Genomic DNA, 11,175 nt, shown 5'->3' with positions numbered 1-11,175 from the left:
AGCCGCGGAGCAGGGCATCGCGGCCACACCGGCCTTGCAACTGCGCGACCGCGAGACCGGCAAGACCCTCCTGCTGCATGGTCCTGTCGAAGGCGATGCCTTGCTGTCGGCCATCGACCTGCTCGCCGCCGGCAACACGACCGTGGCCGAACCCGCCCATTCCCCAGACATGCCCGCCGGCGTTGCCGGTGACATGCCCAGGTAGCCATCGATCTTCAAGGCTGCGGCGCGGCTCGTCCGCGTTGATCGAAACCCGTTCGCATCGCATCCCTTGACGCGAACAGCCGCCGCATCCGCGGTGGTGGATGCCCGCTCGTCACCCGTTCCATCCCCATCGTCCCCAGGAGGGTTTGCCCTCCAGGGGCAGGCGCCCTCCGATCTCATCCATTGGAGGTTCGCCATGTCTCTTGTCATCGCCGACTCCGGCCCGGAGTCGCTCACCCTGATCGCCGCCCAGCACGAAGACTGGATCATCCAGCAGGCGATCATGCTGCTGGAGAACCGCGTGTTCAGGGGCGGTCCAGTACTGGAGAGTCCCGCCGCCGTGCGCGACTACCTGCGCCTGAAACTGGTCGCGGAGCCGAACGAAATCCTGGCCGTCGTGTTTCTCAACAGCCAGCACCAGGTGCTCGCCTTTGAGCCGTTATTCAAGGGCACGGTCGACCAGACTCCGGTGTATCCGCGCATATTGGTTCAGCGTGCACTGGCGCTCAACGCTTCGGCCCTGATCCTGGCGCATCAGCACCCGTCGGGGAAAACCGAGCCTTCAGCCGCCGATCGTGCGATCACAGAGCGGCTGACGAGCGCGCTGGCCACCATCGACGTCCGGGTGCTGGATCACTTCATCGTCGGCAAGGGCAGCCCGTTCTCATTCGCCGAAGCCGGCTTGTTGTAGCAGCATCCCAGACGCATTTGTTTCATCACCACGGGAGCCATTGGCTCCCGCTTCCTTTTCGTTCTTACGCAGGAAATCGGGGCTGAGCGGTTTCGGTTTCCTTGTCGTTCCCTGATCGGCATTGCGTTCGACTACGAGCCTGCATCGACTCCGCTGAGGCGCGCCGTGCCGGTCCGTTCCCCCAACCTTCCTGCTGCCTCGCGGCATCCCCTGGTGGTCAGACTGACCGCCGGACTGTGCGCCGCGCTGCTCGGCCCCATCGCAACCGCCGCCGATGTGCTGGTCGTCACCGACAGCCATCATCCGGTGCAGGCTCCGGCTGGCGCGCGGGTCACCGAACTGGACCAGGCTGCGCGCATCGAGATCGAACTGGCGGCGGACCTGCCGACCGACCCGCGACAGGCCGCGGCCCTGGTGCGGCAACGATTGCATGCCGGCGGTGAGGCGCTGCAGCGCCGAATCGGCCACGCCTATCAGGGTGTCGCGGAGGCCTGGGGGCTGGGGGTCGTCAGGATTCCCGCGGTGGTGGTCGATCGGCGCTACGTGGTCTACGGCGAGCCCGACGTCACCCGCGCCATTGCACGGATCGACGCATACCGGAGCACGCAGCCGTGAGTGTCCTGCTGGCGCCCTCGCGCCTGCATGCCTTCGTCGCCTCGCTGCTGCTGAGCGCGGCCGCGTCGTCGGTCGCCCTGGACACGGCCACCATCGTCTCGTCGGCGCTGTCCCGCGACTGCCTGGAGTACCGCGTCGTGGGCGTTTGCTACTGGCTGAACTGCGGGCGATCCGGTTGTTCGGTGCGCACCTCCGTCAAGGTGCGCCACTACGTCCCCGATGCGGTGGTGTCGAGCTACTCGAACACCGGCGAGAACCCCTGGCTGGAAGTCAGGGCGATGAGCATGCCCAACCCGACCGCCAAGGCTGGCGGTGACGGCACGACCAATCACGACAACGAGAACAACCTCGCCAAGTTCAAGAACGCCGATGTCATCGGCCATCCGGCCGGGCTGGTGTTCAGCCAGTTCGCCAGCGCCTCCGGCTACACCTGCGAAGGCGCTGGCACGGCCTTCATGCCGTATCTGCTGAGCACGCTCGACACGATCGCCTGGCGCTACAACATCCCGGAAGCGTTCTACCCCGAAGCGCTCATCCCCGGCCGGCGCGAAATCGGTACGCGCACCGGCCTGAACCTCTGGGGCAACGTGTATCCCCGCGGTGGCTTCCTGCACCAGACCGACGACCACAAGAGCGGCGCCGTGGTCGCGCAGCGCGCGGGCGACATCGTGACGCGCCGCAACCAGATTCACGTGTACCAGCCTCTGCTGGCCAACGCCCGCGACGGCTACTGGCCGGCCGGCGCGCTGATGGAGACCGACGCCTCGACGGGCAAGTGGCAGGAGCTGACGCCCACGCTCTCGAACAGTTGCGTGGTCTTCCCGCACAGCCGCACCCGCGTGCAGGCCCAGCAGGGCGACTACGCCTGGGCCTTGTGGCGGCCGTACTCCTGCTGCCGGCGCCGTGGCCAGGTCTTCCTCGGCAGCGTCGATTTCATGTGAGGAACCCCCGATGAACGCCTCCCTCCCTGACTTCGTGCGCCGCGCGAAGTCGCACCTGCGGGCCACGCTGCTCGTGGCGGCCATCACGCTGGTCGTCGGCGTCGCCTGGGCGCAGACCCGCATCGACCCCAATGGCGTGAACGTCAGCGGCAGCGTGATCGGCGACGACGTGCTCTACAGCATCGGCGGCGGCCGGGCCGTGTCGATGGGTGGTGCCGGCAACATGCAGAGCATCGGCGTCGGCGTCGGCTGGAACAGCAACCTGATCTGCGGCGACATGAGCATCACCACGACGCTGCAGAACCAGCTCAACGGCATCACCAACGGCTTCCAGACGATCATGAGCAACGTGATCCAGAACGCCACCAGCGCCGTGGCCTCGCTGCCGGCGCTGATCATCCAGCGCGCCGACCCGGGCCTGTACAACCTGCTCACCAACGGCATCCTGCAGGCGCGCCTGGATTTCGACCGCTCGAAGATGACCTGCCGGGCCATCGCCAATCGCATGGCGGACATGGCCGGCGGCCAGGCCGGCTGGGACCAGCTCGCCGAGGGGATGGCGCTGCGGGATGCGGTCAGCAGCACCGATGCCGTCTCCGCCATCGAGCAGGCCGAGTCCAACAAAGGGAACAACGGCGTGCCCTGGGTCGGCGGCGGCAACGCGGGCGGCTCCGGCCAGAGTTCGATCAAGGTGGTCGGCGACGTGACGCGCGCGGGCTACAACCTGCTCAACGGGCGCAGCGCCACCGATACCTCGTCGATCGCGCGCAGCGCCTGCAGCAACCGCCTGACCTGCCAAACCTGGTCGTCGCCTGGCGCGGCCGCGGACTGGGCGACCCGCGTGTTGGGCGAACGCGAGCAACGCACCTGCGAAAACTGCACGAAGACCCAGACCACGCCTGGCGTCGGGCTCACGCCAGTGATCCAGGAAGAGTACGAGACCAAGCTGCAGGTGCTGCAGGAGCTGGTGACGGGCGCCCGGCCGACGACGCCGGCCAATCTCGATGCGGCCGGCAGCAGCTCGCTGCCGATCACCCGCGGCGTGATCGAGGCCCTGCGGGACGAACCCGACCAGGACGTGCTGGGCAAGCGCCTGGCGTCCGAGGCGGCGCTGTCGAGCGTGCTGGAGAAGGCCCTGCTGCTGCAACGCACGTTGCTGACCGGCAAGAAGGAGCCGAACGTCGCCGCCAACGAGCTGGCCGTGCGGGCGGTCGACCAGGAGAACAGCGCGCTGGAGCAGGAGATCAACAACCTCAAGACCGAACTGGAGCTGCGCCGCACGCTGGCCGGCAACTCGGCGATGGCGATCATCCAGCGCCACAGCACCCGCGCTGCCGGTTCGCGCGGCGTCTTCGAGGGCGACACCACACGCGACCGTCTGCGGGAAGTCCAGAAGCCGCGGAGCGGTACGCCATGAGCCGGCTCGCCTGGCTGCGGCTGCCATGGCTGTTCAACCGCCGCGTCGGCGTGGCGCTGCTGTGGACCTTGCTGGTGGTCGCCGCCGCGGTGGCGGTGAACATCGCCGGCATCCACGTGGTCGGCGGCGTCGAGGGCTGGCAGCGCTGGCTGCAGGCGCACGCCGGCCACTTCTTCGTGTGGCGGCTGTGCCTCTACGGGGCGACGGCTTACGGCTGGTGGTGGATGCGTCGGCGCCTGTTGCGGCGGGAGCCGTCACGCGAGACGCATCAGCGCCTGCTGCGCACGGAGATCGCAGCGGTGATCGCCGTGGTCGCGCTGGAAGCCAGCCAGCTGCTGCGGCACGGCTGAGACCGGGAGGCAGGCATGACGCTCTACACCACGGACTACTTGGAGTATTACCTGACCCTGGTGGCTTGGGTGGTCAACAACGGCATCTGGAGCATCCTCGTGGCCAGCGGCGTGTTCGCGCTGCCGTTCGTGGCCATCGTGATCCAGGAATGGCTCAAGGCCCGCAGCGAAGGTGCGGACGAGGGCAACAAGGGCGTGCTGTCGTCGATGCGCATCGAGAACCGGGTGTGGGTGGCGATCGTGGTCATCATGTTCGCCGGCATCCCGTTCATCCCGGTGGATCTCGCCACGATCAGGTTCGACACCACGCGCTCCGCGCAATGCCAGGTCAACGTCCCGCTGCCCAACGACACGGGCTGGTCCAACGTCTACACGGCGCTCAACGACCAGAGCGCGCTGGTGCCGGTGTGGTGGTTCTTCATGCACGCGCTGTCGAAAGCCGTGACGGGCTCCGCGGTGGCGGCGATTCCCTGCGGCACGGACCTGCGTCAGATTCGCATGGATGTGGATGCCACGCGCATCGACGATCCGGTGCTGGCACAGGAGGTCGCCGACTTCACGCACGACTGCTACGGGCCGTCGCGCGCCAAGCTGTTCATGAACCGGCCGACGCTCTCCGACGAGCAAATGAACGACGTCACCTGGATCGGGTCGAGTTACTTCCTCGACACGCCCGGCTTCTATGACACCTATCGCGCCAAGACCCCACGCACGGCCTGGCCCTACGACGCGACCCGCGATGCAGGGTTGGCACAGGTGGACAGCGGCGGCGGCTATCCGTCCTGCCGGCAGTGGTGGGCCGATGGCGGCCAGGGACTGCGCAGCCGGCTGCTGGCACAGGTCGACCCGGACCTACTGACCCGCATCGGGCGCTGGGCGGGCTTCCTGTCGCAGAGCGAGGTCAATGACTCGGTGATCCGCGCCGTGGTCTCACCGCGACAGCAGAAGATGAACCAGGGCGCCGTCTACACCGACTACGGTGGCCAGATCGACAAGACGCTGCCGAACATCGTCACGCGCGGCGCGAGCGACCTGGGTCTGACCGTCGGTTCGCTGGGCTTCTTTCCGGCGATGGACGTGGTGCGCCAGGCGCTGCCGATGGTGCTGACGATGCTCAAGATGGCGCTCGTCATCTGCATCCCGCTGGTGCTGCTGTTCGGCACCTACGAGCTGAAGACGGTGGTGACGGTGAGCTGCGTCCAGTTCGCGCTGTTCTTTGTGGACTTCTGGTTCCAGCTCGCACGCTGGATCGACAGCACGATCCTGGATGCGCTCTACGGCTGGGGGTTTGGCGCGGACAGGCCGCACACGAACTTCGATCCGTTGATCGGTTTGAACAACGCCTTTGGCGACATGTTGCTGAACTTCGTCATGGCGATGATGTTCATCGTGCTGCCGACGTTTTGGGTCATGGCATTGGCTTGGGCAGGCGTTCGCACGGGAAATATCGTGCAGGGGTTGTCCACCGCCACCTCGGACGCCAAGGGCGCTGGGGGGCGTGGCGCTGGTATGGCAATGAGCGCCGTATCGAAGAAGTGACCGCCGTTCAGTCGTCGTCGGTCACATGCGGGTCGATGCGCCAGTCGCTCTTGTCATAAAGCCCGAAGCCGTTGGGGCCTTCCCTCCACTCGGGTTGCGGTTCCTCTTGATCAGAGTCGTCGTGCTGCACGAGCCATGCAGCAGTCACCGCAAAGGCAAGCAGCAGGGCCAGCCAGAACGCGGAGTAGAGCAGCGCACCGAGCACGGCGAGCTTGACGATCCAGAGCACCGCCGTCGCCGCGCCCGCGGGCACCCCGCGCGTCACCAGCCAGCCGGCGACACGCTGCTCGCGGCGCAGGTATCCACGCCAGGCACGGCCAGCCCCCCGGCCCAGCCGGTGGCTCCAGCGCCCGTTGTGCGTGTTGGTGGTCATGCTCATATGCCTCGGCTTCAGTGGTGCCTCACCTCGCGGAGCGGCCGGTCGTGGCCTGCCCTCCAGCATAGACCGCGATCAGGAGGGCGGGTTGCGGCCGGCAGAGCCGGGTTGGCTCGGGTCGCAGGGCGATTAGATTCTGCACTATAAATCAAACCTTATGCTACTTTCCATGCACGTTCCTGCGATAGCTCTAGGGGCTGATTGGATTCCGTGCTATTTTTATACCATGGATGGAAATTCTAGGCACCAGGTAATCAAGCGGCTGCAGGCGGGACTTCCCCGCGGGGCGCCGTTCGACCTTGCCACCCTGAGCCAGTTCGGGGTGTCGCCCCAGCTCGCCGCCCACTATGCCGACGGCGGGTGGCTCGTGCGCCTGGCCCATGGCGTCTATGCCTTCCCGAACGATGAATTCGGGGTCTACGGTGCGCTGAAGTTCCTGCAACAGCGCGTGCCCGGCCTGCACGTCGGCGGCAAGAGCGCCCTGGCCCTGCAGGGTGTGCGGCACAACCTGGGCAGCCGGGAGGCGCTGGTGCTGTGGGGCGACGGTCGTTTCGTGTTGCCAGCCTGGTTCACCTCGCGCTTTCCGGCCCGCTACGTCCACGCCCGCCTGTTCGACTGGCCGGACACGGCGCTGGCCAGCAAGACCCTGACCACGCCGCCTGGCCTGCCCGAGGATCTGCGGGTGGCTGCCTCCGAGCGTGCCGTTCTGGAGCTGCTGTACGAAGCCGGCGTCAAGCAGAGCCTCGAAGAGGCCCGCAACATCTTCGATGGACTGCGTTCCCCCCGCAAGGACTTGCTCGGACAACTGCTGTCCTGCTGCGCCAGCGTGAAGGCCGTGCGCCTGTTCCTCACCTGGGCGCGCGAGACCAGCCTCGTGGATGTGGATGCCCTGCTGGAGCAGTACCCGGTTCGCAGCGGCAGCAACACGCGCTGGATGAGCCGGCTCGATGACGGCACCTTGCTGAGCCTGAGACCTCATGGATAAGACCTACGCGGACACCGTTCGCCTGCTGCTGGCCGTCGCGCCCGACGTGTTCGCCAACGACATCTTCGCCATGAAGGGCGGCACGGCCATCAACCTCTTCGTGCGGGACATGCCGCGCCTGTCGGTGGACATCGACGTGGTATACCTCCCGTGGCAGACGCCGCGCGACGAAGCGCTGCAAGCCATCAACCAGGAGCTGGCCGCCATCGCCGCGCGCCTTGCACCGCTGGGCGTGCAGACACGCCTGGTTCGCGCCAAGGACCTGGGGGACACCAAGCTGATCGTCGAGAACGATGCCAGCCAGGTGAAGATCGAGGTCAACGTCGTGTTCCGAGGCAGCGTGCTGCCCGTCGAGCGGCGGCCGCTGAGCGCCAAGACCAGCGATTTGTTCGGCGTCGAGTTCGAGCTGCCGGTTCTGGCACCGGACGAGCTGTACGCCAGCAAGCTGGTGGCCGCGCTGGATCGGCAGCACCCCCGCGACCTGTTCGACGTGTGGCAGCTCTACGAATCGGGCGACATCGGCGACGGCATGGTCGAGTGCTTCGTGATCTATCTGGCGGGCCACAACCGGCCGCCCCACGAAGTGCTGTTCGGCAACGACAAGGACATCGCCGGCGAGTACGAGCGGGCCTTTGTCGGCATGACCGAAGTGGACTGCTCCCTGGAGACACTGCTCGATGCTCGCGCCAGGATGCGGCGCGAGCTGCCACAGCGACTAAGCACCGCGCACAAGCAGTTTCTGAGCGGGCTGGCGCGCGCAGAACCGGACTGGTCGTTGGTGCAGTGCCAGCACGCCGCGCAACTGCCGGCACTGCGCTGGAAGCTCGCCAATCTGGAGACCTTCCGCAAGCGCCGTCCCGACGACTTCGCAGCGCAATCCGCCGCCCTCGACACCGGCTTGGGCCAGAGCTGACGAGCGTCCCGCAGCGCCCCACTTGCCGGGATTGCCCCATGCCGCATTCATCGTGGCGCCCGCGCAGCAGCGGCCCTATACCCAAAGGCTTCCGATAAAGGCCAAAGGGCTGGGAAGGGGCAAAGGAAGGGCGCCAAGGGGAAAGGCCCTATCCTGAAAAGGCCAAAAGGCGCCCCGAGCAGCCCGTCATCCGGGGTTCGCCATGCTCTCGCTGTTCCAGCGCAAAAGGGTGCCACCCACCGCCGGCACGCCGCCCACCTCCGCCATCGAAACTCCGAAAGGGTCGATGCGGCCGGAGTCGGCCGCATCGCTGCTGGCCACGCCGCGCCGGCAGAAACTGCTGGAACACATCTGGCAGCGCACATCGCTCTCGCGCCGGCAGTTCGCCACGCTCTACCTCGCCCCACTGGAGCGCTACGCCGAGCTGGTCCAGCAGTTCCCGGCTTCCGAGAACCACCACCACGCCTATCCGGGCGGCATGCTGGACCACGGCCTGGAGATCGTCGCCTATGCGCTGAAGCTGCGGCAGTCATACCTGCTGCCTGCGGGCGTCACGCCGGAGGCACAGGCGGCCCAGGCCGAAGCCTGGACCGCAGGCACGGCCTACGCGGCCCTGCTGCACGACATCGGCAAGATTGCCGTCGATCTGCACGTCGAACATGCCGACGGCAGCGTCTGGCATCCCTGGCACGGCCCGCTGAGAAAGCCCTACCGCTTCCGTTACCGAAAGGAGCGCGAGTACCGCCTGCACAGCGCCGCCACCGGGCTGCTCTACGCGCGCCTTCTCGACCGGGACATCTTCGACTGGCTCAGCGGCTATCCCGACCTCTGGGCCGCGCTGCTGTACGTGCTGGCCGGCCAGTACGAGCACGCCGGCACGCTCGGCGAACTGGTCGTGCAGGCCGACCAGGCATCGGTCGCCCAGGAACTCGGCGGCGATCCCAGCAAGGCGCTGGCGGCGCCCAAGCATGCGCTGCAACGCAAATTGCTCGACGGCTTGCGCTACCTGCTCAAGGAAGAATTCAAGTTGAACCAGGCCGGTCCGGCGGACGGTTGGCTGACCCAAGACGCCTTGTGGCTGGTGAGCAAGACCGTCTCCGACAAGCTGCGCGCCCATCTGCTGTCGCAGGGCATCGACGGCATCCCGGCGAGCAACACGGCGGTGTTCAACGTGCTGCAGGATCACGGCATCGTGCAACCGACGCCGGATGGCAAGGCGATCTGGAAGGCTACCGTCACCAGCGACGCCGGCTGGTCGCACGCCTTCACCTTCCTGAAACTCTCGCCGGCGATGATCTGGGATGCCGCTGACCGGCCGGCGCCGTTCGCAGGCCGTGTGCAGGTCGAGGAGGAACAGGCGGAGCCGCAGGCGCCGGCGGTGGCCGATGGGCCGCGCGCCGAAGGCATCGAAGCTGCATCCGCGAGCGCGGCGCCGATCGCATCCACAGCCACGGATGCCGGCGTGGCCGCGCTGCTCGACCTGCTGGGCGACACCGCTCCACCCGCGACACCGGAGATCCCGAGTTCCCCTGTTGCCGAGCCCGAGCCGGCCCCTTCGACCATGCCCCCGCCGCAGATGAGCCTCGCGTCTTCCCAGGATCGCGCGGAGCCCTCCGGGGCGCACTTCATGGCCTGGCTGCGTCAGAGCATCCAGACGCGCAAGCTCATCATCAACGACGCCAAGGCCCTGGTGCATACCGTCGCCGGTACGACCTACCTCGTCAGCCCCGGCGTGTTCCAGCGCTACGCGCAGGAGTACCTTCAAGTCGCCGCGCTGGCCAAGCAGGAGAAGCTGGAGGGGTGGCAGTGGGTGCAGAAGCGCTTCGAGAAGTTGGGACAGCACCGCAAGCAGCCGAGCGGGCTGAACATCTGGACCTGCGAAGTCACGGGGCCGCGCAAGTCGCGCCGGCTGCACGGCTACCTGCTCGTCAGCCCGGATGCGCTGTTCCAGGAGACGCCGCCAGACAACCCATACCTGCGGCTCCTCAACGAGGCCGCAAAGCGCGAAGATTCAGCCCTTGGGGCCAAGGACGACGATCAGGCGTAGGCATGCGACCGCTGTGCGGGCCGGCTTCAATCTGCGGATGGGGCCGACTCCGCCAGCTTGGCTTCGGTCAGAGTCATCAAGTGGGCGGAACTGCATTTCAGCGCACGGGCGATCTTGAGGATGAGAGGGAGCGTGGGGACGTGCTCGCCGCGCTCGATCTTGCCCATGTGCGACCGTTCGATGCCGGCCATGTGGGCCAGCGTTTCCTGAGCGATGCCCTGGTTGGTTCTTTCTTCCCGCACGGCAGCCCCAAACGCGATGGCTGGTTCCGCTTCGTAGGTAGTGGTGCCGGTGGGGCGGCCCCTTTGGATCGAACGCTTTGGCATTGCCAAGAGCGTCGAACACGGTCACGATTTAAACCACGTTAAACTTAACTCATTCAACGGCTTCGAGATCAGTTGCCACGAGTTCACCGCCAGGGGGGAGCTGGACGTGGAATCGAGTGACATCACCGCCGAAATTCGCATGGCCGTCCTCGGCGAATGGGTGCCTCCCCAGCTCGCCGACGTGCTCGCCCTGCAGCGTGCCGAAGAGCCGGAGACTCATGCCGTCCTGGCCGGCTGGACAGATCCCGGTCGAGGCGCGGAGCTGCCGGACGACGGCTTCGACTTCGCCTTGTCTGCGGTTTCCCGGCAGTGGCCTGGCTGGGTATGCGAACCGCTGTGGCATGACACGCTGGCGGTCGCCGTGGCCAAGCGCTCCCACCTGCTGGCCTACCGTGAAGTGCCGTGCGGTGAAGTGCTCAAGCAGCCCTTGATCTGCTCGCAGTCCACGGCCGATGAACCATGGCGCATGACCGTGCAGCGTGTGTTCGAGAACGCGCTGCAAGAGCGAGAGCAAACGGTGGAGACATTCGATGTGGCGATGACGCTGGTTGCCGCCGGGTACGGGATCGCCATTGCACCTGCCGCGAGACTGGCGAGCTACTTACGCCGAGGCATCGCCGTGCGGCCGCTGGCCGGCGCACCAACGATCGTGATGGCTTACCTGCTCCGCCGCGACGCTTCCTTGTCGGACACCCAGGCCAGATTCGCCCGCCGCGCGCGCTTGGTGTCCTGACAGAGGCGCGGGGATCGGGGTTTCGCCACGATCCCGCA

12 protein-coding genes and 1 pseudogene are annotated in these 11,175 nt (G+C 66.9%); 11 read left to right on the top strand and 2 right to left on the bottom strand.

Annotation, left to right across the window (positions count from 1 at the left end; genetic code table 11):
* From PO78_RS00730 to PO78_RS00700, 7 genes and pseudogenes are all read left to right on the top strand, one after another.
* A pseudogene (locus PO78_RS00730) lies at positions 1-205 on the top strand (disulfide bond formation protein DsbA); the annotation flags it as partial.
* A gap of 195 nt (positions 206-400) precedes the next feature.
* Positions 401-895 (top strand): RadC family protein, encoded by a 495-nt coding sequence (radC, locus tag PO78_RS00725; protein WP_043741387.1) that lies wholly within the window; start codon positions 401-403, stop codon positions 893-895.
* Between the two features lie 165 nt (positions 896-1,060).
* A complete protein-coding gene (locus tag PO78_RS00720) occupies positions 1,061-1,510 on the top strand; it encodes a TIGR03757 family integrating conjugative element protein (RefSeq protein ID WP_043741384.1) in 450 nt (149 codons plus the stop codon).
* The gene (locus tag PO78_RS00715) at positions 1,507-2,451 is read left to right on the top strand and encodes a TIGR03756 family integrating conjugative element protein (protein ID WP_043741380.1); all 945 of its coding nucleotides are present in this window, start codon (positions 1,507-1,509) and stop codon (positions 2,449-2,451) included. The genes PO78_RS00720 and PO78_RS00715 overlap by 4 nt, the downstream gene beginning before the upstream one ends.
* Positions 2,452-2,461: 10 nt before the next feature.
* Complete coding sequence (locus tag PO78_RS00710; RefSeq protein ID WP_043741377.1) at positions 2,462-3,868, top strand: integrating conjugative element protein; 1,407 nt, start codon at positions 2,462-2,464, stop codon at positions 3,866-3,868.
* Positions 3,865-4,218, top strand: coding sequence for a hypothetical protein (locus PO78_RS00705; RefSeq protein WP_017244842.1), 354 nt, complete (start codon positions 3,865-3,867; stop codon positions 4,216-4,218). The genes PO78_RS00710 and PO78_RS00705 overlap by 4 nt, the downstream gene beginning before the upstream one ends.
* A 15-nt stretch (positions 4,219-4,233) precedes the next feature.
* On the top strand, positions 4,234-5,757 hold the full coding sequence (locus tag PO78_RS00700; protein ID WP_043741372.1) for a conjugal transfer protein TraG N-terminal domain-containing protein: 1,524 nt from the start codon (positions 4,234-4,236) through the stop codon (positions 5,755-5,757).
* 7 nt (positions 5,758-5,764) lie between these two features.
* Here the strand turns inward: PO78_RS00700 and PO78_RS00695 are convergent, their stop codons facing one another.
* Positions 5,765-6,130, bottom strand: coding sequence for a DUF3742 family protein (locus PO78_RS00695; protein ID WP_009521870.1), 366 nt, complete (start codon positions 6,128-6,130; stop codon positions 5,765-5,767).
* A 229-nt stretch (positions 6,131-6,359) separates the two neighbouring features.
* On the opposite strand from PO78_RS00695, the gene PO78_RS00690 reads away from it, so the two are divergent.
* The 3 genes from PO78_RS00690 (at position 6,360) to mobH (ending at position 10,078) form a co-directional block, all read left to right on the top strand.
* Positions 6,360-7,118, top strand: a complete 759-nt coding sequence (locus PO78_RS00690; protein ID WP_043741369.1) for a type IV toxin-antitoxin system AbiEi family antitoxin domain-containing protein — start codon at positions 6,360-6,362, stop codon at positions 7,116-7,118.
* The gene (locus tag PO78_RS00685; RefSeq protein WP_023657705.1) at positions 7,111-8,031 is read left to right on the top strand and encodes a nucleotidyl transferase AbiEii/AbiGii toxin family protein; all 921 of its coding nucleotides are present in this window, start codon (positions 7,111-7,113) and stop codon (positions 8,029-8,031) included. The genes PO78_RS00690 and PO78_RS00685 overlap by 8 nt, the downstream gene beginning before the upstream one ends.
* A 202-nt stretch (positions 8,032-8,233) precedes the next feature.
* Complete coding sequence (gene mobH, locus PO78_RS00680) at positions 8,234-10,078, top strand: MobH family relaxase (protein ID WP_034037630.1); 1,845 nt, start codon at positions 8,234-8,236, stop codon at positions 10,076-10,078.
* 26 nt (positions 10,079-10,104) lie between these two features.
* On the opposite strand, the gene PO78_RS00675 is transcribed toward mobH, so the two are convergent.
* On the bottom strand, positions 10,105-10,404 hold the full coding sequence (locus PO78_RS00675; protein ID WP_003282197.1) for a helix-turn-helix domain-containing protein: 300 nt from the start codon (positions 10,402-10,404) through the stop codon (positions 10,105-10,107).
* Between PO78_RS00675 and PO78_RS00670 the strand changes: the two genes are divergently transcribed.
* Positions 10,370-11,137 (top strand): LysR substrate-binding domain-containing protein, encoded by a 768-nt coding sequence (locus tag PO78_RS00670; RefSeq protein WP_443080465.1) that lies wholly within the window; start codon positions 10,370-10,372, stop codon positions 11,135-11,137. The genes PO78_RS00675 and PO78_RS00670 overlap by 35 nt on opposite strands.
* Positions 11,138-11,175: the final 38 nt, after the last annotated feature.

Origin of the sequence: Thauera sp. SWB20, assembly GCF_000831325.1 — a bacterium.
GTDB classification, from domain to species: Bacteria; Pseudomonadota; Gammaproteobacteria; order Burkholderiales; family Rhodocyclaceae; genus Thauera; species Thauera aminoaromatica.
The sequence above is the reverse complement of the archived record's forward strand: the minus strand, read 5'-3'. Positions and strand labels throughout refer to the sequence as shown.

Bases quoted from the DNA above. Each gene is read 5' to 3' on its own strand.
- PO78_RS00675 (WP_003282197.1), bottom strand. From the start codon at position 10,404: ATGCCAAAGCGTTCGATCCAAAGGGGCCGCCCCACCGGCACCACTACC.
- PO78_RS00695 (WP_009521870.1), bottom strand. From the start codon at position 6,130: ATGACCACCAACACGCACAACGGGCGCTGGAGCCACCGGCTGGGCCGG.
- radC (WP_043741387.1), top strand. From the start codon at position 401: ATGTCTCTTGTCATCGCCGACTCCGGCCCGGAGTCGCTCACCCTGATC.
- PO78_RS00690 (WP_043741369.1), top strand. From the start codon at position 6,360: ATGGATGGAAATTCTAGGCACCAGGTAATCAAGCGGCTGCAGGCGGGA.
- PO78_RS00705 (WP_017244842.1), top strand. From the start codon at position 3,865: ATGAGCCGGCTCGCCTGGCTGCGGCTGCCATGGCTGTTCAACCGCCGC.
- mobH (WP_034037630.1), top strand. From the start codon at position 8,234: ATGCTCTCGCTGTTCCAGCGCAAAAGGGTGCCACCCACCGCCGGCACG.
- PO78_RS00685 (WP_023657705.1), top strand. From the start codon at position 7,111: ATGGATAAGACCTACGCGGACACCGTTCGCCTGCTGCTGGCCGTCGCG.
- PO78_RS00700 (WP_043741372.1), top strand. From the start codon at position 4,234: ATGACGCTCTACACCACGGACTACTTGGAGTATTACCTGACCCTGGTG.
- PO78_RS00710 (WP_043741377.1), top strand. From the start codon at position 2,462: ATGAACGCCTCCCTCCCTGACTTCGTGCGCCGCGCGAAGTCGCACCTG.